The 20,154-nt window shown below is 64.6% G+C and carries 19 protein-coding genes and 3 tRNA genes; 12 read left to right on the top strand and 10 right to left on the bottom strand.

Annotated elements, in window-relative coordinates; genetic code table 11:
• The first annotated feature begins 202 nt into the window (after nt 1-202).
• Together DAEP_RS0104055 and bmt are read left to right on the top strand one after the other, a co-directional pair.
• Nucleotides 203-2,089: a phosphatidylglycerol lysyltransferase domain-containing protein gene (locus DAEP_RS0104055; RefSeq protein WP_027243771.1), complete on the top strand. Its 1,887-nt coding sequence runs from the start codon at nt 203-205 to the stop codon at nt 2,087-2,089.
• A gap of 67 nt (nt 2,090-2,156) precedes the next feature.
• Nucleotides 2,157-3,179 (top strand): betaine--homocysteine S-methyltransferase, encoded by a 1,023-nt coding sequence (bmt, locus tag DAEP_RS0104050; protein WP_027243770.1) that lies wholly within the window; start codon nt 2,157-2,159, stop codon nt 3,177-3,179.
• Between the two features lie 108 nt (nt 3,180-3,287).
• Here bmt and DAEP_RS0104045 read toward each other — a convergent pair whose 3' ends face one another.
• Entirely contained in the window at nt 3,288-3,566 is a 279-nt protein-coding gene (locus DAEP_RS0104045) for an acylphosphatase (protein ID WP_027243769.1), read from the bottom strand.
• 73 nt (nt 3,567-3,639) lie between these two features.
• A complete protein-coding gene (locus DAEP_RS0104040) occupies nt 3,640-4,719 on the bottom strand; it encodes a PA0069 family radical SAM protein (RefSeq protein ID WP_027243768.1) in 1,080 nt (359 codons plus the stop codon).
• A gap of 222 nt (nt 4,720-4,941) precedes the next feature.
• Between DAEP_RS0104040 and DAEP_RS0104035 the strand changes: the two genes are divergently transcribed.
• Together DAEP_RS0104035 and DAEP_RS0104030 are read left to right on the top strand one after the other, a co-directional pair.
• Nucleotides 4,942-5,640, top strand: coding sequence for a corrinoid protein (locus tag DAEP_RS0104035; protein ID WP_008554984.1), 699 nt, complete (start codon nt 4,942-4,944; stop codon nt 5,638-5,640).
• A gap of 1 nt (nt 5,641) precedes the next feature.
• On the top strand, nt 5,642-6,370 hold the full coding sequence (locus DAEP_RS0104030) for a DUF1638 domain-containing protein (protein WP_027243767.1): 729 nt from the start codon (nt 5,642-5,644) through the stop codon (nt 6,368-6,370).
• 45 nt (nt 6,371-6,415) lie between these two features.
• Here the strand turns inward: DAEP_RS0104030 and DAEP_RS0104025 are convergent, their stop codons facing one another.
• Entirely contained in the window at nt 6,416-6,826 is a 411-nt protein-coding gene (locus tag DAEP_RS0104025; protein ID WP_027243766.1) for a SufE family protein, read from the bottom strand.
• Between the two features lie 135 nt (nt 6,827-6,961).
• Between DAEP_RS0104025 and DAEP_RS0104020 the strand changes: the two genes are divergently transcribed.
• Nucleotides 6,962-7,474: a hypothetical protein gene (locus DAEP_RS0104020; protein ID WP_027243765.1), complete on the top strand. Its 513-nt coding sequence runs from the start codon at nt 6,962-6,964 to the stop codon at nt 7,472-7,474.
• Nucleotides 7,475-7,548: 74 nt separating this feature from the next.
• On the opposite strand, the gene rnd is transcribed toward DAEP_RS0104020, so the two are convergent.
• Entirely contained in the window at nt 7,549-8,706 is a 1,158-nt protein-coding gene (rnd, locus tag DAEP_RS0104015; RefSeq protein ID WP_008556547.1) for a ribonuclease D, read from the bottom strand.
• A gap of 229 nt (nt 8,707-8,935) precedes the next feature.
• Between rnd and DAEP_RS23900 the strand changes: the two genes are divergently transcribed.
• Nucleotides 8,936-9,121 carry a hypothetical protein gene (locus DAEP_RS23900; protein ID WP_154665025.1) on the top strand — a complete coding sequence of 62 codons (186 nt, stop codon included), beginning with the start codon at nt 8,936-8,938 and terminating at the stop codon, nt 9,119-9,121.
• Here DAEP_RS23900 and purN read toward each other — a convergent pair.
• The 3 genes from purN to DAEP_RS0103995 form a co-directional block, all read right to left on the bottom strand.
• The gene (purN, locus tag DAEP_RS0104005) at nt 9,118-9,714 is read right to left on the bottom strand and encodes a phosphoribosylglycinamide formyltransferase (RefSeq protein WP_027243764.1); all 597 of its coding nucleotides are present in this window, start codon (nt 9,712-9,714) and stop codon (nt 9,118-9,120) included. The two genes, DAEP_RS23900 and purN, sit on opposite strands and share 4 nt — an antisense overlap.
• The gene (gene purM, locus DAEP_RS0104000; protein ID WP_027243763.1) at nt 9,711-10,757 is read right to left on the bottom strand and encodes a phosphoribosylformylglycinamidine cyclo-ligase; all 1,047 of its coding nucleotides are present in this window, start codon (nt 10,755-10,757) and stop codon (nt 9,711-9,713) included. The genes purN and purM overlap by 4 nt, the downstream gene beginning before the upstream one ends.
• 112 nt (nt 10,758-10,869) lie before the next feature.
• Nucleotides 10,870-11,733 carry an MBL fold metallo-hydrolase gene (locus tag DAEP_RS0103995; protein ID WP_425411762.1) on the bottom strand — a complete coding sequence of 288 codons (864 nt, stop codon included), beginning with the start codon at nt 11,731-11,733 and terminating at the stop codon, nt 10,870-10,872.
• A gap of 233 nt (nt 11,734-11,966) precedes the next feature.
• On the opposite strand from DAEP_RS0103995, the gene DAEP_RS0103990 reads away from it, so the two are divergent.
• On the top strand, nt 11,967-12,902 hold the full coding sequence (locus tag DAEP_RS0103990; protein ID WP_027243761.1) for a LysR family transcriptional regulator: 936 nt from the start codon (nt 11,967-11,969) through the stop codon (nt 12,900-12,902).
• A gap of 37 nt (nt 12,903-12,939) precedes the next feature.
• Nucleotides 12,940-13,015, top strand: a tRNA-Ile gene (locus DAEP_RS0103985).
• A 253-nt stretch (nt 13,016-13,268) separates the two neighbouring features.
• Here the strand turns inward: DAEP_RS0103985 and DAEP_RS0103980 are convergent.
• Complete coding sequence (locus DAEP_RS0103980) at nt 13,269-14,588, bottom strand: ATP-binding protein (RefSeq protein WP_027243760.1); 1,320 nt, start codon at nt 14,586-14,588, stop codon at nt 13,269-13,271.
• 83 nt (nt 14,589-14,671) lie between these two features.
• On the opposite strand from DAEP_RS0103980, the gene DAEP_RS0103975 reads away from it, so the two are divergent.
• The 3 genes from DAEP_RS0103975 (at nt 14,672) to DAEP_RS0103965 (ending at nt 16,086) form a co-directional block, all read left to right on the top strand.
• Entirely contained in the window at nt 14,672-15,589 is a 918-nt protein-coding gene (locus tag DAEP_RS0103975) for an MBL fold metallo-hydrolase (protein ID WP_027243759.1), read from the top strand.
• Nucleotides 15,590-15,658: 69 nt separating this feature from the next.
• Nucleotides 15,659-15,733, top strand: a tRNA-Asn gene (locus tag DAEP_RS0103970).
• Nucleotides 15,734-16,011: 278 nt separating this feature from the next.
• Nucleotides 16,012-16,086 (top strand) — tRNA-Asn (locus DAEP_RS0103965).
• A gap of 117 nt (nt 16,087-16,203) precedes the next feature.
• Here DAEP_RS0103965 and DAEP_RS0103960 read toward each other — a convergent pair.
• The gene (locus DAEP_RS0103960; RefSeq protein WP_027243758.1) at nt 16,204-18,687 is read right to left on the bottom strand and encodes a PAS domain-containing hybrid sensor histidine kinase/response regulator; all 2,484 of its coding nucleotides are present in this window, start codon (nt 18,685-18,687) and stop codon (nt 16,204-16,206) included.
• Nucleotides 18,688-18,712: 25 nt separating this feature from the next.
• A complete protein-coding gene (locus DAEP_RS0103955) occupies nt 18,713-19,201 on the bottom strand; it encodes a putative pterin-binding protein (protein WP_154665101.1) in 489 nt (162 codons plus the stop codon).
• Nucleotides 19,202-19,523: 322 nt separating this feature from the next.
• Here DAEP_RS0103955 and DAEP_RS0103950 point away from each other — a divergent pair, with 322 nt between their 5' ends.
• Nucleotides 19,524-20,138: a response regulator gene (locus tag DAEP_RS0103950; protein WP_027243756.1), complete on the top strand. Its 615-nt coding sequence runs from the start codon at nt 19,524-19,526 to the stop codon at nt 20,136-20,138.
• Nucleotides 20,139-20,154 lie beyond the last annotated feature (16 nt).

Below are 20,154 nucleotides of genomic sequence, written 5' to 3'. Positions count from 1 at the left end.
CACCCCCGGCCCGCCCTGTGTCCGCCTGTCTGCCGGCATTGCACAGGCCGGCAGCGGAAGCGTGTTTCGCCGTTCCGACGGTGTGCCTGCAGCACGGCACCGCCGGGCCAACCTCTGTCAATTTTACGGGTTAACCGAACCGAAAACCGCCCCCCCTATACTGCCGGGCAAGGTGTTTGTTGCGCGCCAGTCCGGGAGTGCCATGAAGTTTCCCCTATCCTCCGCCCCCATAACGGCAGCGCGGCTGCTCCGGCTGGCCGTGCCGTTTGCGGTCATGGCGGGCTGCCTCTGGCTGCTTGAGGCGCAATCGGACCTGCCTTCCCTGGATGAGCTTGGCGCCCTCGTCTTTGGCCTCCCGGCATGGAAATGGGCGGGCGCTGCGCTGGCCACAGCCGTCAGCTTCTGGGCGCTGGGGCGTTATGATTGCGTGGCTCACCGCCACCTCGGCACCGGGCTCGACGGACCGGCTGCGCGCCGTGCCGGCATGGCCGCCATCGCCTTTTCGCAGACCGCGGGGTTTGGCCTGATCACCGGATCTTATGCCCGCTGGCGCCTGCTGCCCGGCCTGACGCCCCTGCAGGCGGGACAGCTCACCGCGCTGGTTGCTGCGACCTTTCTTGCTGCCCTGGCAGTGATCTGCGGCATATCTCTGATCGCCGCACCGCCTGTGCCGGGCCTGGCCTGGGCGGGTACCCTGATCCTGCTGGCCACGGCGGCGCTTTCCGCCTTCAGCTTTCTGACGCCGCAAATCCAGCTGTTCGGGCTGCCGCTGCGCTGGCCGTCACTGACCGCGATGGCTGCCCTGGGGTTTTGGGCGGCAGCCGATGCCGCAGCTGCGGGCACGGCCTTATGGCTGCTGCTGCCGCCCGGAACCGGGGTTGGGTGGCCTCAGCTGATCTCTGCCTTTACCGTGGCCTTGGGTCTTGCGGTGATCTCTTCCGCGCCCGGCGGTGCTGGTCCGTTTGAACTGACGCTCTGCGCGCTGCTGCCTGCGGTTCCGGATCACAGCCTGATTGCCGGGCTGCTGGCCTTCCGGCTGATCTATTACGCGGTTCCGGCGCTGATCGCCGGGATGCTGCTGGCTTTCCCGCGCCTGCTGCCCGCGCGCGCCGCCGCTCCGGACGATGCAGCCCTTTTGGGCAGCCGCAGCCTGCCGCCGGCCGCCCTCCCCCGCGACCGCCGTTGTTCGGAGACTGGGATCATCCGGCAGAACGGCGGCCGGGTCCACGCCTTCGGCCTGAACCAGCTTGCCCTGCTGGACAGCCCCCAAGCCTCGGTTGCGCTGTTCGACCCGCTGTCAGGCCTGACCGCAGAAACCTTTGCCCCGCTCGCCCGCCACGCCCGCCGCCGCAACGCCGCGGCCTGCTATTACAAATGCAGCGCGCGCACGGCGCTTCTGGCCCGCAAATCAGGCTGGAGGGTGCTGCGGATCGCTGAGGAGGCGGTCCTTAACCCGCAAACCTTTTCCGAAAGCGGGTCAAGCCGGCGCCAGCTGCGCCGCAAGCTGCGCCACGCGGAGACCGCTGGCATCAACGTCTGCCGCGGAGCGAACCGCCTGCCGTTTGAACAGATGCAGGAGGCCGACGCGGCCTGGGCATCCGCCCACGGCACCGCATATGGCACCACCATGGGCCGGTTCGAGCCCGGCTACCTGTCCTGCCAGGAGGTGGTCCTGGCCTTCCATCAGGGGCAGCTCGCTGGCTTTGCCAGCTTCCACACCTCGGCCCGCGAATGGTGCCTAGATCTGATCCGCCTGCGCCCAGGCGTGCCCGATGGCACCGGTCACGCGCTGGTGCGTGCAGGCATCGCTGCCGCCGCAGCGGACGGCATCCCCCGCCTGTCACTGGCCGCTGTGCCGGATCACCGGCTGGCCGGGCACGCGGACCGGGGCCTGCGCCGGTTCAAGGCAGCTTTTGCCCCGCAATGGGAGCCGCGTTACATGACAGCGCCCAGCTGGCTGCAAATGGCCATATCCATTGCCGAGCTTGTACGCCTGGTGCACCGCCCGCCGCCAGTGCTGCCAGCCGCAGCGCCGCAGACTCATAATGAAGATGAAGAAAATGAAATTGCCCTTGCCCGCCCGGCGTGAGACAGGGGAAACAGACCACTTTGCCGTCCGCACCGCCGGGGCGGCCTGCTGACATGGGACAAAACTGATGACGAATACTTTCAAACAGCTGCTGGACACCAGGGATGTGCTGCTGGCGGATGGCGCAACCGGCACCAATCTGTTTGCCATGGGGCTGCAGTCCGGCGACGCGCCGGAACTGTGGAACGTGGACGAACCCAAGAAGATCATGGCGCTGTATCAGGGTTCTGTCGATGCGGGCAGCGACCTGTTCCTGACCAACAGCTTCGGCGGCACCGCCGCACGCCTGAAACTGCACAACGCGCAGGGCCGCGTGCGCGAATTGAACCGCATTGCCGCCGAGCTTGGCCGCGAAGTGGCCGACAAGGCCGAGCGCAAGGTTGCCGTGGCTGGCTCCGTCGGCCCGACCGGGGAAATCTTCGAACCCGTCGGCGCCATGTCCCACGCGCTGGCGGTGGAGATGTTCCACGAGCAGGCCGACGCCCTGAAGGAAGGCGGCGCCGATGTGCTGTGGCTGGAAACCATTTCCGCGCCGGAGGAATTCCGCGCCGCGGCGGAGGCTTTCAAACTGGCTGACATGCCCTGGTGCGGCACCATGAGCTTTGACACCGCGGGCCGCACCATGATGGGGGTGACCTCGGCGGATTTCGCCCAGCTGGTGGAGGAGTTCGACAATGCGCCGCTGGCCTTTGGCGCCAACTGCGGCACCGGTGCCTCCGATATTCTGCGCACCGTGCTGGGCTTTGCCGCGCAGGGCACCGAGCGCCCGATCATCTCCAAGGGCAACGCCGGCATTCCGAAATACGTCGATGGCCACATCCATTATGACGGGACCCCGGAACTGATGGGCGAATATGCGGTGATGGCGCGGGATGCGGGCGCCAAGATCATCGGCGGCTGCTGCGGCACCATGCCCGACCACCTGCGCCACATGCGCGCGGCACTCGACAGCCGCCCGCGCGGCGGCCGCCCGGCGCTGGAACAAATCGTCGAGGTTCTGGGCCCCTTCACCTCTGACAGCGACGGGACCGGCGAGGATGCCGCGGCCGGCGCAGAGCGCCGCGGCCGCCGCGGCCGCCGCCGCGCGTGACCACCGCAACAGGCCGGTAAACACCGGAACAGGAGCGGCGCCGCATGTCAGCATGCGGCGCTTTTTTTACGCTCCTGCTGCCTGCACCGCCGCGGCGCTCACCGTTGCTTAGCCGACAATGCTGAAGCCGCGGATCGCCGGGTCGGGTTCGGTTTTTTCCGTCAGAACGTCCTTCACCGAGGCCGCACCGGGGCCACGGCCCATTCTGCGCACCATATCGGCAACACTGGCCGACGGCCCCATCAGCAACGCCCGCACGGACCCATCAGGTTCATTGCGGACCCAGCCCGTCAGCCCATGACGCATCGCTTCTGCCCTTGCCCAGGCGCGGAAAGCCACGCCCTGCACACGCCCGGTGACACGCGCCTTCACAGCTACAGATGCCATTGGACACCTTCCTTTCCGTCATGAAGGGCTTCAGCATAGCACAAAAGCACCGGAACAGCGGATCAAGAATGGATCAGAACAGCGCCAGCTGATCTCCCGGCTGCGGCGGGCGGGCAAACAGATCGCAGCGCAGCTCCCGTGTCCGCTCCTGCAAGCCAAGCCGCTTGCAGGCCGCCTTGAACCGCTGCGCGATCATCTCGGCAAAACGGCCCTCGCCCCGCATCCTGTGGCCCCAGCGCGGGTCATAATCGCGCCCGCCATGCATCTCCCTCAACCGCGCCATCACCTTGGCGGCGCGGCCCGGCTGATGTTCCGCCAGCCATTCCTGCCACAGCTCCGACACCTCCCGCGGCAGCCGCAGCATGATCCAGCTGGCGGCATCTGCGCCCGCCTCTGCACCGGCAGCCAAGAGCGCCTCCAGCTCATGATCCGTCAGCCCCGGCACCACGGGAGAGGTCATCACCCGCACCGGCACGCCTGCCGCCGTCAGCCGCCGGATCGCGGCCAGACGCCTGGCGGGCAGTGGCGCCCGCGGCTCCATCCGGCGGGACAGATCCGCATCCAGGGTGGTGACGGAAATGCCGACCCGCACCAGCCCTTTGGCCGCCATCGGCGCCAGGATATCCAGATCGCGCTCGACCATTGCGCCCTTGGTCACAATTGCCACCGGATGGTTGAAATCGCGCAGCACCTCCAGGCAGGCCCGGGTAATGCCGTAGTTCCGCTCACACGGCTGATAGGGATCGGTGTTGGTGCCAAGCGCAAGGGCGGCCGCCTTGTAGCGCGGCGCCGACAGCTCCCGCCGCAGCACCTCCGCTGCATTGGGCCGCGCAATCAGCCGGGTTTCGAAATCCATCCCCGGCGACAGCCCCAAATAGGCATGAGTGGGCCGCGCAAAACAGTAGATGCAACCATGCTCGCAGCCGCGGTACGGGTTTATCGACCGGTCAAACGGCAGATCGGGCGACCGGTTGTAGGTGATCAGCGACCGCGCCGCCTCCAGCCGCACCTCGGTGGGAATCACCGCCTCCGGCGCGTCCTGAAACCAGCCGTCATCGACGTCATCGCGGGCCATATCATAACGGCCTGCCGCATTGCTGAGGCTGGCACGCGCTTTGCGGCGCAGGGGATCTGGCGTGAATTCCTGTGGCATAGCCGCAAAATAACCGCTGCCCAGGAACAAATAAAGAACAAATGGCCGAAATCGAAGATTTCCATGTGGAATCTTCATTATTCTTGCACCGAAATTGTCTCTATACGTCGGTTAGAACAGCGGCAATGTCGCAAATAATGCAGTCGGCAGGCGGCATTCTGTCACAAAAGCTTTTGAAATAGGCCAACACCGGGGACATCCCCGTCAGCAAGGATTAGGCGCATGTCGGACGAAGAAGACATCATCCTCTCGGAACTCGATGACGAGGAACTTGTTCAGCAGATGTTTGACGACCTCTATGATGGTCTCAAAGAGGAAATCGAAGAAGGCGTGAACATCCTTCTCGAGCGCGGCTGGGCGCCTTACGACATCCTGACGAAGGCTCTGGTGGGCGGCATGACCATCGTCGGCGCCGACTTCCGTGATGGCATCCTGTTTGTGCCCGAAGTGCTTCTGGCGGCCAACGCGATGAAGGGCGGCATGGCCATCCTGAAACCGCTGCTGGCGGAAACCGGCGCCCCGCGCATGGGCTCCATGGTGATCGGCACCGTCAAGGGCGACATCCACGACATCGGCAAGAACCTGGTGTCGATGATGATGGAAGGCGCCGGCTTCGAAGTTTACGACATCGGCATCAACAACCCGGTCGAGAACTACCTGGAAGCCATGGCTGAGCATAAGCCCGACATCCTCGGCATGTCCGCTCTGCTGACCACCACCATGCCCTACATGAAAGTGGTCATCGACACCATGATCGAGCAGGGCCTGCGAGACGACTACATCGTGCTGGTTGGCGGCGCACCGCTGAACGAAGAGTTCGGCAAGGCAATCGGCGCCGACGGCTATTGCCGGGACGCAGCCGTGGCCGTGGAAATGGCCAAGGATTTCGTCGCCCGCAAGCACAACGCAATGAGCGCCTGATTTGGCACGCAAAGGACGCGCAGCTCGCTTGACGGAGCGGGCTGCCTTCCGCCCCCCCACCGGGCGGACGCTTGAGGAAAGCTCCCTCACCGAACAGGGCCTGGCCGCCCCTGAAAAGAAGACCGGCCGCATCCTGCTGATCGCCTGCGGCGCGCTTGCGCGTGAAATCATTGACATCAATGAGAAAAACGGGCTCGATCATATCGACCTCACCTGCCTGCCTGCCAAGCTGCACCTCTACCCGGAACAGATCGTGGACGCCATAGACGGCGCCGTGGCCAAGCATTCGGCCGCCTATGACAAGATATACGTGGTTTATGCCGATTGCGGCACCGGCGGCGCGCTGGAGCGCAAATGCGCCGAGCTGGGCGTCGAGATGGTGGCAGGCCCGCATTGCTATTCCTTCTTCGAAGGCAACGAAATCTTTGCCCGCCATTCGGAAGAAGGTGAAATCACCGCCTTTTACCTGACCGACTTTCTGGTCAAGCAGTTCGACGCCTTCGTCTGGCGCCCGATGGGCCTCGACAAGAATCCGGAGCTGCGGGACATGGTGTTCGGCAACTACACCAAGCTGGTCTACCAGTCGCAGACCAGCGACCCCAAGCTGGTGGAAAAGGCCCGCGCATGCGCAGACCGGATGGGGCTGGAGTTCGAGCACCGCCACACCGGCTATGGCGATCTGGAAACATCCCTGACCGCTTGGGCCAAGGGATCCTCTTCTTCTGGCTGAAAATATCCCGGCGAGCGCGAGGGTCCGCCCCCGCCCCGGCCGGCCTCAGGCCTGTGTCATCGCGGTTTCGCGGATCCGCTCGATCATTGCCCTGAGGCCATTGGAGCGCTGCGAGGACAGATGCTCATTCAGCTCCAGCCGCCCCAGTTCCGCCTTGGCGTCCACCGACACCACCTGCTGCAGGGGCAGACCGTTATACAGCTTGCGCAGCACCGCGATCAGACCGCGCACGATCATAGCGTCGCTGTCACCGTCGAACCGGAACACCCCGCCCTCGACCGTTGCATGCAGCCACACCTGGCTGGCGCAGCCGTCGACCTTGGTGGCGGGCACCTTCAGCGCGTCGTCCAGCGGCTCCATCGCCTTGCCCAGGTCGATCACATGGCGGTAGCGGTCCTCCCAGTCCTCCATGAACTCGAAGTCTTCCACGATCTCTTCAAAGGCGGCTGTGGCCATCTTCCGTCTATCCTCAAAATCCGCGTTCCGGGGCTGATCAGCACCTAAGCCCCTGCCCGCACCATTTCAACCGCTTTTCAAGCTTCGGCCAATCGGGTAATCCCTTGCAAAGACATTTTGAATGGGCGGGGACAGATGCACAAACCATTGGCTCTCACATTGGCCGCAGCGCTGGTGCTGGCCGGCTGCGGCGGCTGGAAGGACTCGCGGGTCAACCCCACCAACTGGTTCGGCAGATCCGCCCCCGCAGAGGCAACCGTGCCCGAGGGCACCAACCCGCTGCTGCCGCAGGAAAGCAACGCACGCGGGATTTTCGCCAAGAAGCCGCCAGAGGACAAAAGCGTCCTGATCAGCCAGATCACCGGGCTGCAGATTGAGCGCACCGCCTCCGGGGCCATCATTCATGCCTCCGGTGTTGCGGCGCGCCAAGGCGCGTTTGATGTCGAACTGCGCAAGGCTGAAACGGCCGAGGACGGCGTACTGGCCTATGACTTCCGGGTGGTCTATCCGGAGGAAGCAACCCTGCAGGGCAGCGAATTCAGCCGGACGATGCATGCGGCCCGCACGCTGTCCAATCAGGATCTAGAGGCAATCCGCCTGGTCCGGGTGAACGGCGCGGAGAACGCACGGGAAAGCCGCCGGCGCTGATCCTTAAGGCTGCAAAGGACTGCAACAAAAAACGCCCGCGTTTGCGGGCGTTTTTTGTTGCAGGTGACAGCTCTTTAAAGCTCCACCACCTGTACCGCCTGGCCGTTGGCGGCAAGGCCGATCTTGCCCTCGCAAAGCCGCAGCGCGTCGGCACCGAACACCTCGCGGCGCCAGCCGCTGAGGGCCGGCACATCCCGCAGGCCCGCAGCGATGGCATCCAGATCGGCGCTCGGCGCGATCAGCTTTGCCGCAACGCCCTCGGCCTCGGTCTTGGCCTTCAGGAGCACCCGAAGCAGGTCTGCCAGCGCCGGGTTCACTTGCAGCTTTTCCTTGCTGCGGTCCAGGCGCGGAAACTTTTCCGGCGGGCAGCTGATGCCCTTGGCCACGGCCTCCAGGATGCCCTCGGCAATCGCGCCTTTGCGGGCTTCACGCAGCAGCAAGCGGGAGCCGCCCAGTTCTGCCGCGGTGCGCGGCTTGGTCGAGGCCAGCTCCACCAGCGCGTCATCCTTGAACACGCGGTTGCGCGGCACGTTGTTGCTCTGCGCGTAAACCTCGCGGAACGCCGCCAGTTCGCGCACCACAGCCAGGAACTTGCCCGAGTTGGTGCGGGTCTTGACCCGCTGCCAGGCCTCCTGCGGCTGGATGTCATAAGTTGCCGGATCGGTCAGCACTTGCAGCTCTTCCGCCACCCAGTGGGACCGGCCGCTCTTTTCCAGTTCGGCCGCCAGGAATTCGTAGATCTTGCGCAGATGGGTCACATCCGCCAGCGCGTATGTCTTCTGCGCCTCGCTCAGCGGGCGGCGCGACCAGTCGGTAAAGCGCGAGGTCTTGTCCAGCCCCTGCTTGACGATCTTGCGCACCAGGGTTTCATACCCCGCCTGCTCTCCAAAACCGCAGACCATCGCCGCAACCTGAGTATCAAACAACGGTTTGGGAAAGACGCCCGCATCGACCCAGAAGATCTCCAGATCCTGACGCGCGGCATGGAACACTTTGACAACGTTTTCGTCGCGAAACAGCGCATAAAGCGGCTCCAGCGAGATGCCATCGGCCAGCGGATCAACCAGAACCGCGTCATCTTCGCCATTGCCGCTAAAGGCCAGCTGAATCAGGCATAGCTTGGAATAATAGGTCCGCTCGCGCAGAAATTCGGTATCCACCGTGACATAGGGATGCTGTGCGGCGGCATCGCAGAAGGCCTGCAGTTCTTCGGTCGTGGTCAGGGTTTTCATCAATTACCGCTTTTCAATCTCACGTGGGCCGGGCCGTGATACGCGCTTGTTCCGGGCAATGCAAACAGGTGCCGCTGCCGCCGTGGATTTGTGCTGCAAGCAGCACAGCAACCGGCGCACATGCGCCCCGGAATTCATTGTTTGTGATAATACTGTCGTCAAATATTCATTTTCCTGATGCAAGAGCGGCCCCTAGATTAGGTGTGCATCGCAAACAGGAGATTGAACGATGACTGCACTCGACTTTTCCGCCGCAAAAACTGCAGCAGCTGCGCCGTACCGCGGGATGATTCCGCTGCTGGCTGCTGCTGCTTTGCTATTGCTGCTAGGCCTGCCCGCGCTTCTGGCCCCGGACCCGCAGCAGGATCTGCTGGATTGGCACGGCAACAGCGCTGCCGTGCAGGAAAGGCGCTAGGGAAGCTGGACCGGGGTTTTGTCGCCAGCGGCAAAGCGGCGCAGCACAGCCGGGTACAGTTTGTGCTCCTGCACCAGCACCCGCGCAGCCAGCGTTTCCGGCGTGTCGCCGGGCAGAACCGGCACCCGGGCCTGGCCCAGCACCGGGCCGTCGTCCAGGCGCGGCGTCACCTCATGCACGGTGCAGCCATGTTCCGTATCGCCAGCCTCAAGCGCGCGGGCGTGAGTGTGCAGGCCTTTGTACTTCGGCAGCAGCGAGGGGTGAATGTTCAGCATCCGGCCTTCGAACTGCGACACAAACCCGGCGGTCAGAACCCGCATGAAGCCGGCCAGACAGACAATATCCGCGCCGGCCTCGAAAATGGGTTTCACCAGCTCAGCCTCAAATGCCGCCCGGTCGCCCAGAAAAGGGCGGTGGTCCACCACGGCAGTTGCCACGCCTGTGGCAGCAGCCTTGGCCAGCCCGCCGGCACCCGCGTTGTTGGACAGCACCAGACAGGGCCGCGCCGGATGGCCGCCGGTCATGCTCTCCAGCAGCGACACCATGTTGGAGCCGCCGCCGGATATCAGGATCGCGACCTTCTTGTGACTCACAGCAGCTTGCCCGAATAGCGCATGCCGGCGCCTTTGGTGACGGTGCCCACACGGGTCACGGTCTCGCCTTCGGATTCCAGCACCTTTACCAGCTCATCGGCGCGGTCCGCCGCCACCGACAGGATCATGCCAATGCCGCAGTTGAAGGTCTTGAGCATTTCCGCTTCGGCGATGCCGCCGGTCTCTGCCATCCATTTGAACACAGGCGGCAGCTCCCAGGCGTTCAGGTCGATGTCTGCGCCCAGATCCTCGGGCAGCACGCGCGGCAGATTCTCGGTCAGGCCGCCGCCGGTGATATGAGCCAGCGCATGCACGCCCCCTGCCCGCACCGCCGCCAGGCACTGCTTGACATACAGGCGCGTCGGGGTCAGCAGCGCCGCGCCCAGGGTGCCTTCGCCAAACGGGCAGTCCGCATCCCAGCCCAGGCCGGAGATCTCGACCAGCTTGCGCACCAGGGAATAGCCGTTGGAATGCACGCCGTCCGACGCCAGCCCCAGCAGAACGTCGCCCTCGACCACGCCTTCGGGCAGCGCAGAGCCGCGTTCCATGGCGCCCACGGCAAAGCCCGCAAGGTCAAAATCGCCTTCGGGGTACATGCCCGGCATTTCTGCCGTTTCACCGCCGATCAGCGCGCAGCCGGAACGCACGCAGCCCTCGGCAATGCCCTCGATGATACGGGCAGCGGTGTCGGTTTCCAGCTTGCCGGTCGCGAAATAGTCGAGGAAGAACAGCGGCTCAGCGCCCTGGCACACCAGGTCGTTGACGCACATCGCCACCAGATCGATGCCAACGCCATCCACCACGCCGGTGTCGATCGCGATCCGCAGTTTGGTGCCGACACCATCGGTGGCACCGACCAGGATCGGATCGCTGTAACCCGCGGCTTTCAGATCGAACAGCGCGCCAAACCCGCCCAGCCCGCTGGCCACGCCGGGGCGGTTGGTGCGCTTGGCGGCCGGCTTGATCCGGTCGACCAGGGCGTTGCCCGCATCAATGTCCACACCTGCGTCTGCATAGGTCAGGCCGTTCTTGCCGCTGGTCATCATTTGGCTCCTTCCAACACGTTGCGGCAGCCTTTAGCGCAAGGCGGAACAGAAGGAAACAAGCGATTGCACCGCCCCCCGATTAAGAGGGGCGGTGCATCTTTTTGCTGTCTCAAAGGCCGAATTGCCAGGGTGCCGCCTGATAGGCAAAGGCATCGCCGTGACGCAGCACCCGGCCCAGAGCCGGGAAGTCGATATGCGCGCCGGTGACCAGAAGATTATCTGCGGCGGCACGGTCCAGCATCCGCCGCCGGGTCTCCACCGTTTGCGCCGGATCTGTGTCAAAGGCGATGGTCCATTCCGGCAGCGCAAACTGCAACGCTGTGCTGTGGATGATGTCACCCCAGAACAACAGCCCCTCGCTGTCTGCATCCAGCATGAAACCTGTATGGCCCGGCGTGTGGCCTGGCAATTCCAGCGCGGTGAAGCCGGGGGCGGCTTCGCCCTCGCCCCGCAGCAGCTTCAGCCGGCCCGCATAAGGCGCAACTGAGCGGCGGGCCATCTCAAAGAACCCGCGGCTGCCTTCCGGCACGCCGGCCATGATGGCGTCATCATGCCAGAAATCCCATTCCCGCTGCGCCACCACCAGTTCAGCGCTAGAGAAGACCGCTGTGCCGTCCTCTGCGGCGAGCCCGCCGGAATGATCGGGGTGCATATGGGTCAGAAGAACGGTATCAATGCTCTCCGGCGCCGCGCCCGCCGCAGCCAGGCCGGCGCCCAGCGCCCCCAGTCCCGGCCCCATAAGCTGCGCCGTCCCGGTATCAATCAGGGTTCTCCGCCCCCCGCGTTCAACCAGATAACCGTTGACCGGGACCTGCAACGCCCCATTTTGCAACCGGTGCAGCCCGCCAGCCAGCACCGCCCCTGCGCTGTCCGCGTCATAGCCATTGAACAGCTGCGTTCCGAGAGGGATATGCCCGTCCAGCAGCACCGTGATTCTGGCGTCGCCAAGGTTGAAGCGGTGGATGGCAGGCAAGACCGCCGCGCCACCTTCTGCAAGGGCGGCGGCGTGCCCGGGGCTCCCCGCTGCCAGTGCAGCGGCCGGGACTGCTGCCAGGCCGTTCAGAAATGCTCTGCGATTGATTGTCATAAGAAACTCCGATATGCGCTGGGAAGAATTTCCCTGCAAACCGCAGATAATCCGGCTTCTCCGGCACTTGCAGCCCAGCAGCAGCAATACCTGTTATCACTATTGCTTATAGGTAAACGATGGACCGATTGACCCTGTTAGAAACCTTTGCGATCGCCCTGGACGAAGGCAGCCTGAACAAGGCAGCCCAGCGCCGCGGCATCACCCAATCCGCCGTAAGCCAGCAGATCAAGCAGCTGGAAAGCCTGATCGGGCAGCAGCTGCTGCACCGCACCGCCAAGGGCATCCACGCCACCCGCGCGGGCGACATGATTTACAGCCATGCCCAGCTGCTGCTGACAGGCTACAACAGGATGATAGCCGAACTGGACGCGCTGGAGGGCAGCGTATCCGGCACGTTCCGCATCAGCGTAAATTCCTTTCTGGGCCGCAGCGTGATCGGCCCGATGCTGATGGACATGGACCGGGAAAATCCCGACCTCAATATCGTGATGCGGCTGGAAGACCGGCTGGTCGACGTGGTGCGCGAGGGGTATGATCTGGCCATCCGCACCGGCCAGTTGGGGGATACCGATGGTTTTGGCCGCAAAATCTCGGTCATGGAAACCGTGCTCATCGCCACCCCGGAATATCTGAACCGCGAAGGCCGGCCGCAAAAACCCGAGGAGCTGCAGCGCCTCAAGTTTATCCAGCACCACGAGGATCAGACCAAAGGGTTTATTCCTCTGCGCCGCGATGGCCGTGAATACCCGGCCCCGGTGCGGGTCGGCTTTACCGCAGATGATCCTGACCTGATCATGCGGGCGGTCAGCTCGGGCTCCGGCTATACCCGTGTGCCGCGTTTCATGGCCGAAGCCCAGCTGGCTTCTGGCGAATATGAGCAGGTGCTGCCCGGCTATGACGCGCCGCTGAAGGAGGTTTTTGCCGTCTACCCGTCCCGGCACACCCCGGACCGCCGCCGGGATCTGACCATCGAAAACACCGTCGCCCGGCTTGAGGCCCTGCGTCGGGACCGTCCTGCAAAAACACCGGGTGCCCGAGCAATCACCGCTTGACCTCTCCCATCCCATTTCCTAACCACGAAACTGTGGCGGGCCTGTAGCTCAACGGTTAGAGCAGAGCGCTCATAACGCTTTGGTTGCAGGTTCGAATCCTGCCGGGCCTACCAATTCTTCCGCCACAGCACCGGACGCGGCCTGCAATCTCCGCTCACTGGCCCCAAGCCCCCCGCTGCCGCAGATGCCGCCCGCCAGCGCGGTTTGATAGCTGTGCGATGCGCGGCCGGGCGTTCCAGACCGCTGCGGCAGCTGGTGACCGGGCCGGTCTGAAAACGGCAGATCTTTCGGCACCGAATTGCGTCAGGACCGGCAGTCCCGGGGCACAAGGGATCCCGGCAACAGGGCAATACCCTGGCCGCCGGATCAGCGCGCGATAACGATATCGGCCTGCAAGCCGCCCAAGTCTGGGCTTTCCCCCAGCCGCAGCGTGCCGCCATGGGCGCGCGCAGTGTCCGCCACGATGGCCAGACCAAGGCCGACACCGGAGCCGCGGTTCTGATTGCGGGCCGGATCCAGCCGGGTAAAGGGCCGGATCGCATCGCCGCGCTGCTCCGGCGGGATGCCAGGACCGTCGTCTTCAACCCGGATGCGCAGGGACCGCTCCGTCAGCGCCACCGAAACCCGCGCCCTTGTGCCATAGCGCACGGCATTGGAAATCAGGTTTTCGACCGCCCGGCGCACCGGCTGGCGGCGCAGCATCACTTCGCCTGCTCCGCTCATCTCGCCCAGGGAGACCTGGTTTTCCTGACGCTGCCAGTCGGCGATGATGATGCGGACCAATTCGTGGGGGTCCACCGGTTCCGGCTCGCTCACCGCGGCACCGCGGGAAAAATCCAGAAACGCATCCAGCAGCGCCTGCATTTCGTCGACGTCGCGCAGCATCGGCGCGGCGTCTTCCTCGTCCAGCATCGCCAGCTCCAGCTTCATCCGCGTCAGCGGCGTGCGCAGGTCATGGCTCACGCCGGACAGCATCAGTGTGCGCTGTTCGATCTGCCGCTCGATCCGTCCCCGCATATCCAGAAACGCGCTGCCGGCCGCGCGCACCTCGGTGGCTCCGCTGGGCGAGTAAGGCACCACCCGCCCGCGGCCAAAGGCCTCCGCCGCATCGGCCAGCCGCTTGATCGGGCGCAGCTGGTTGCGCATGTACAGAAAGGAGATCATCATCATCAGGAAGCCAAACAGCAGCATGGTGACAATCAGCTGATGCGGTGCCGCGGCGGTCAGGCGGCGGCGGTCAAAGCTCAGCTCGACCAGCCCGTGCGCAGTGCCGAAATAGACCAGCGCCCTGCGGTCGGCCGGAAACCGTGCTGCCAGGAAACCCGGGAAGGTTTTCTCCAGTTCGTCGCGCACCACCCGGCCGGAAAACTCGATCAGGCCAAACTGGTCCTTTGGCAGCGGCGCCCCGGGCGCCAGATACCGCGCCTGCATGTTCAGCGGCTGCAGCAGCGGCGCCATCTGTGCCAGCGCCGTCTCCTGATCCGGCGCCGCTTCCGCCACCTGCCGCAGCAGTTCCAGCTCGCGCTGGATGGTGGCGGTCATCTGCACGGTCACATCCTCCAGATCCCGCTTGATGAACACAACCGAGACCACGATCTGCAGCGCCACGATCGGCACCACCAGGATCAGGGCCGCCCGGGCGTAAAGGCTGCGCGGCATATAACGTTTGAGCCAATTGAAGGACATGGGCTAAGCCTATAGGGCGCCAGGAAAAGAGAAAAGACGTCCGGCGGCGCATCAGTGCAGGAAATCAACAGCGGTGCAAGACCATGAATGCAGCAGACGACTTTAATCCGCAGCCCGGCCTCGCCGTTGAGCTGGACCCCGGCCTGCGCCGCATCCTGGCCCCGAATCCGTCTCCGATGACCTTTCGCGGCACCAACACCTATCTGATCGGCAGCAGCGGCCTGGCAGTCATAGACCCGGGGCCGGACTCTGCGCCACATCTGGACGCGATTCTCGCCGCCGTCCAGCCCGGTCAGCGGATCACCCATATTATCGTGACCCACAGCCATCTGGATCACTCGCCGCTGGCGCGCGGACTGAGCCAGGCCACCGGCGCGCCGGTCTATGCCTTTGGCGGCGCGGGCGCGGGCCGCAGCGCCGTCATGTCCGAGCTGGCCGCCAGCGGGCTGGCCGAAGGCGGTGAAGGCATCGACACAGGGTTTGCCCCGGACATCACCGTCCGCGACAGCGACGTGATCGGCGGTGATGGCTGGGACCTGGAGGTGATTCACACGCCAGGCCATCTAGGCAACCATATCGCGCTGGCCTGGAATGACACCTGCTTCACCGCGGATCACGTGATGGGCTGGGCCAGTTCGCTGGTATCGCCGCCGGATGGCGATCTCACCGATTTCATGGCCTCCTGCCGCCGCCTGCGCCAGCGCAGCTGGCGGGTGTTCCATCCCGGCCACGGCGCGCCGGTCACGGACCCCGCCGGGCGGCTCGACTGGCTGATTGCGCACCGTCAATCGCGCGAGGCCGCGATTTTGCAGGCGCTGGGGCAAGCCCCCGCCACCGCCCGCGCCCTGGCGGAGCAGATCTACACCGAAACCCCGCCTGCCCTGCTGAAGGCGGCGGAGCGCAACGTCTTTGCCCATCTCGTGGACCTCAGCGGCCGCGGCCTGGCGGCACCGCAGGAAACCCTGTCCGCCGCAGCTGTCTTCGCGCGGTGCGGCGGCTGATTTTTTTTCAAAAAAATCCCTCCGGCCTCTGGACGCCCTATCCGGGGAACGCTATACGGCACGGACCGTTCCGGCGTAGCTCAGCGGTAGAGCAGTTGACTGTTAATCAATTGGTCGTAGGTTCGATCCCTACCGCCGGAGCCATTTTCAAAACCACCTGAAAACAGGCCCTTAGGCTGTGCAGTGCCGGTTTTTGCCTGTGCGTGCTTCCAGAGTTTTCCGGCCCGCCACGGCCGGCCCTCCGCAGGGTGCAACCGCCAGCGCTGCCGCCGCACCAGCCCTTTCCACAGCCCCGAAGCGCCTGGATTTCCGCCTCTCGACAGCCTGCACACCCTGCCGGAAAGCGGGCACAAAAAAATCGCCCCAAAAGCAAATTTTCCTCTGGACGCCCCAGGTTGGAACTCTTATACGACGCCTCACATTCCGGCGTAGCTCAGCGGTAGAGCAGTTGACTGTTAATCAATTGGTCGTAGGTTCGATCCCTACCGCCGGAGCCAGATTTACAGGGGTCAAAGCAGAAATGCTTTGACCCCTTTTGGTTTGGTTCAACTGCTCAGCCTTGCCTGCCCCCGGCACCGCACACCAACGCCCCGCCAAGCTTTGCCGTCCTGCCTTCAGGAGACCAGATGCGGCGCCAGGATCATTTCGGCGCTGGCCCAGGCCTGCTGAAACGGTGCCAGCGGCGGGTCCTCTCCCAGCTCTGCCTTTTCGATGGCCAGCATTGCGCGGCGCAGATCCGACAGCCCCAGCACCGCAGCCGATCCTGCCAGCCTGTGCGCCTCCTTGCGCTGCGGGTCCTCCAGCGCCGCGGAGGTCTGCAGCGCGCCCTGCAACCGGGTCACCTCCTCGCAGAACGACACCAGGAAACTGCGCGCCCGCTCCGCCCCCAGAGCCTCGAAGAACTGGTGGATGTCGGACTCGGTTCTGGGCAGCGCCTTGACCCCGCCTCCAGCCCGGCGCGCAATCACATCGGCAAGCTCCGCCTTGTTGACCGGTTTGGTCAGCACTTCGGCAAACCCGGCCTCCAGAATGCGGGCGTGATCCTCGGCCGCAGCATGGGCCGTCAGCGCGACGATATCGGTCCCTTCGGCAAACTGCCCGGCGCGGATCCGGCGCAGCGCCTCAATTCCGTCCACCTCCGGCATGCTGATATCCATCAGAATCAGATCGAAGCGCCCCGCTTCGGCCGCCTCCACCGCCTCGGCACCGCCCGGCACGGCAGTGACCTGATGGCCCTCCTGGCTCAGCAGCGTGGCCAGCAGCTCGCGGTTGATGTCATTGTCTTCCGCGATCAGCAGGCGGCAGGCGCCCTTGTTGCGCGGCTTGTCCTGTTCGGCCTGCCGCGGCGGCGCCTTGGCGGGGGGCAGCGCCAGCGAAATGGTGAACAGGCTGCCTTCGCCCGGCTCGCTCTCGCAGGTGATGGTGCCGCCCATCGCCTCCACCAGGCGCTTGGTGATCGCCAGCCCCAGACCGGTGCCCTCGCTGCCGCGGCCATAGCTGGCGTCCAGCGTGATAAAGTCCTCAAAGATCCGGTCCAGATCCTCCGGCGCAATGCCCTGGCCAGTGTCCGCTACGCTGAATTCCACCGTTTCACCGTCGGACAGACGCATCACGTCAACGCTGACGGCCCCCTCTCTGGTGAATTTCAGGGCGTTGCCGATCAGGTTCAACAGCACCTGCTGGACGGCGCGGGGGCGGCCGGCGACCACCGGTTGTCCACCCAGGCTGCAATGCAGCGACAGGTCGATTCCCTGGCCCTTGGCGCTGGCCTGCTGGCTCTCGACCAGGCCGCTCACCAGCTCATCCAGATCGAATATCCGCAGTTTTTCAGAATCGGCTCCGGACTCCAGCCGCGACAATTCCAGCACGTCATTGACATGATGCAGCAGCAATTCGCCCGAAACCCGCATGGCCCGCAGATAGCGGCGCTGCTCCTGTGTCAGCCCGGTGCCCTCAATCAGGTCGATGGCGCCCAGCACCCCGGTCAGCGGCGTGCGCATCTCATGGCTCATGACCGTCAAGAGGTTGTGCTTGGCCCGCTCGCCCGCCAAGGCGTCATCCCGGGCCCGCCGCAGCTCCTCTTCCACCTCGATCCGCTCCGATATGTCGCGCAGGAAGCTGACAAATACCATTTCGGAGCCTGACTGGCTGACCGAAACGGAGAGCTCCACCGGGAACAGCTCCCCGGATTTGCGCCGCGCCTCCAGCTGCAGCCGCCCCTTGCCTGCAACCCGCGTCTCACCGGTTCGCAAAAAGCGCTTCATGCCGGCCTTATGCGCCTCCTGCAGGTGGTCCGGCACGATCAGGTTAACCATCGGCTGGCCGACCGCCTCCTCGCGGCTGTAGCCAAAGACCGATTCCGCCGCACCATTAAAGGCCTGGATCCGCCCGTCGGCGCCGACCACCAGGATCGCGTCCAGCGAGGACGCAATCATCGCCTCCATCCGCGCCGCAGCCCGGCTGCGCTCGATCGCCATCTCACGCCCCTTGCGGTACAGCCGCCCAAGCAGCAGCGCCGCCAGCGCCAGCGCCAGCACCAACGCCAGGACCACCCAGCCCAGACGGTAGAGGATGGTGAAAAGCTGCAGCCGCTTGTCCTTGGTATCGTCCACCTGCAGGACAACCCCGAACAACGCCAGCTCGCGCACGTCCTTGCTGTTTGCGTTCAGCTCTGCTGCCAGCTTCGGCAAACCGCCCAAGAGCGCCTGATCGCCGCTGTCCACCACGGCCGCCATCCGGTCCAGACGGCCCTGCATCTGCTGCAACAGGCCCGCCCCGCCCTGGCTGCGGCGCAGGTCCTCGAACAGCGGGCTTTCGCGGAAGGTCGCGATCCGGCTGTAATAGATATCGAACTGGCGCCGCAGCCGGGGCAGATCTTCAGCCTTGCGCGCCGTCAGCACCGCGGTCTGCAGCTTCAGATGCTCCACCTCGGCCTGGGACAGGTTCCATTGCATGTTGTCTGTGGCCGCTGTCGACAGCTCTTTCAGCTCCTGCAGAACCTGATGGCCCAGCCGCACCGATTGCGCTGCCAGAACGGCGGCGGCGGCCAGCACCAGGGCCAGCACCCAGCGCGGCACCGATGGAAACCCGTGAAGCATCAGCTGCCGGCCCCCTGCCCGCCCGTCACGGCCGGATCACGATGCGGTCCAGCTGCCAGATGCTGCGCGAGTAGACCTCTTCCGTGCGGTAATCGGGGTTGCTGTCATAGGGGTAGACCACCCAAAGCGGCCCCTTATTGCGCAGCGACATTTCCGCACCATTGCGTTCAAAGGCGACAATCGGCCCGCCTTCAACCGCGTCGGACACCGGGATTTCCACCGAGTAGTTATTCACCGCATGTGCCACCATCTGGCCGCCGCTGACCCCCATCTTCTTGATCAGAACGGCCAGCGGCACGCCGGTGAACTGCTGCGGACCTGTGGTCCAGATGGTCTCCGTCTCAAAGGTGACGGGATCGAGCGCGCGCAAATCCGCGATCGTGTACTGCGCCGCAGGCTCAGCCGCGCCGTCCATGCGCACCGACAGCAGCACCTTCTGCTCTTCGCCCGCAAAAACGGCGGCGGCGCAGGTTATCACCACCATCGCAGCCAGCGCCGCGGCCCGGGACATCAATCCTCTCATTTCCAGCTCTCCTCAGTTCAGCAACTCATTGCCCGGAAACATGCCACATCGGCGCGGCCCGGAAACCGGCACCAGAGGATAGGGTCCTGACCTTCCGTATAGGGTGCCCAGACGCAAGCGTAGCGCGAGCACCCTAATGTTGCCTTACCAGCCGCCGCCGGGCCGGCTTACTATCAATAATATTCCGGCAAATGCACAGGAGCGGCAGCTGATGTCCTACTACCAGACGGGTACGCAATCCCCGGTTGACAATTTTGAAACACTTGTGGCTGTAGATTGGGACCGTGAGTTTCAGAACAGGTCCAGGGGCATCATGCGAATATTGCTGGCAGACGATCACGACATGGTGCGGGAGACGATCTCCGCCTACCTCAGATCCGAGGGCGGTGCTGAGGTGGCACTGGCCACCGATCTGCCCGGCGCGATTGAGCAGATTTCCGGCGAGGGACCATTTGATCTGGTGCTGCTGGATTACAATATGCCGGGAATGATGGGGCTCGACGGGCTGTCCAAGGCGCTGGCGGCCAATGGCGGCAAAGGCGTGGCCATCCTGTCCGGCAGCGCGCCCGCCCGCACCGCGCAAGAGGCGCTGGATGCCGGCGCCATAGGCTTCATTCCCAAAACGATGGGCGCGCAATCACTGCTGAATGCGGTGCGCTTCATGAGCGCTGGCGAAATCTACGTGCCGGTCGACCTGATGCGCGAGGAGGCCGCGGCCAGCACCCACCCCCTCGCCAAAAAGCTCAGCCCGCGGGAGCTGGAGGTGCTGAACGGCCTGTCCAAGGGGTTGTCGAACAAGGAAATCGCGCGGGAGCTGGAGCTGCAGGAAGTGACCATCAAGCTGCATGTGCGCACCTTGTGCCGCAAGCTTGACGCCAAGAACCGCACCCAGGCAGCGCTTTGCGCCAAGGAAGCCGGGCTGTTCTGACCGAAGCCCCCGGCCC

It is taken from the genome of Leisingera daeponensis DSM 23529 (genome assembly GCF_000473145.1).
GTDB classification, from domain to species: domain Bacteria; phylum Pseudomonadota; class Alphaproteobacteria; order Rhodobacterales; family Rhodobacteraceae; genus Leisingera; species Leisingera daeponensis.
This window is presented reverse-complemented; position numbering and strand designations above follow the sequence as displayed.

Bases quoted from the DNA above. Each gene is read 5' to 3' on its own strand.
- DAEP_RS0103980 (WP_027243760.1), bottom strand. From the start codon at position 14,588: ATGTCCTTCAATTGGCTCAAACGTTATATGCCGCGCAGCCTTTACGCC.
- DAEP_RS0103950 (WP_027243756.1), top strand. From the start codon at position 19,524: ATGCGAATATTGCTGGCAGACGATCACGACATGGTGCGGGAGACGATC.
- DAEP_RS0104035 (WP_008554984.1), top strand. From the start codon at position 4,942: ATGTCGGACGAAGAAGACATCATCCTCTCGGAACTCGATGACGAGGAA.
- DAEP_RS0104040 (WP_027243768.1), bottom strand. From the start codon at position 4,719: ATGCCACAGGAATTCACGCCAGATCCCCTGCGCCGCAAAGCGCGTGCC.
- DAEP_RS0104055 (WP_027243771.1), top strand. From the start codon at position 203: ATGAAGTTTCCCCTATCCTCCGCCCCCATAACGGCAGCGCGGCTGCTC.
- DAEP_RS0104025 (WP_027243766.1), bottom strand. From the start codon at position 6,826: ATGGCCACAGCCGCCTTTGAAGAGATCGTGGAAGACTTCGAGTTCATG.
- DAEP_RS0103960 (WP_027243758.1), bottom strand. From the start codon at position 18,687: ATGCTTCACGGGTTTCCATCGGTGCCGCGCTGGGTGCTGGCCCTGGTG.
- rnd (WP_008556547.1), bottom strand. From the start codon at position 8,706: ATGAAAACCCTGACCACGACCGAAGAACTGCAGGCCTTCTGCGATGCC.
- purM (WP_027243763.1), bottom strand. From the start codon at position 10,757: ATGACCAGCGGCAAGAACGGCCTGACCTATGCAGACGCAGGTGTGGAC.
- DAEP_RS0103975 (WP_027243759.1), top strand. From the start codon at position 14,672: ATGAATGCAGCAGACGACTTTAATCCGCAGCCCGGCCTCGCCGTTGAG.
- DAEP_RS0104045 (WP_027243769.1), bottom strand. From the start codon at position 3,566: ATGGCATCTGTAGCTGTGAAGGCGCGTGTCACCGGGCGTGTGCAGGGC.
- bmt (WP_027243770.1), top strand. From the start codon at position 2,157: ATGACGAATACTTTCAAACAGCTGCTGGACACCAGGGATGTGCTGCTG.
- DAEP_RS0104020 (WP_027243765.1), top strand. From the start codon at position 6,962: ATGCACAAACCATTGGCTCTCACATTGGCCGCAGCGCTGGTGCTGGCC.
- DAEP_RS23900 (WP_154665025.1), top strand. From the start codon at position 8,936: ATGACTGCACTCGACTTTTCCGCCGCAAAAACTGCAGCAGCTGCGCCG.
- DAEP_RS0103990 (WP_027243761.1), top strand. From the start codon at position 11,967: ATGGACCGATTGACCCTGTTAGAAACCTTTGCGATCGCCCTGGACGAA.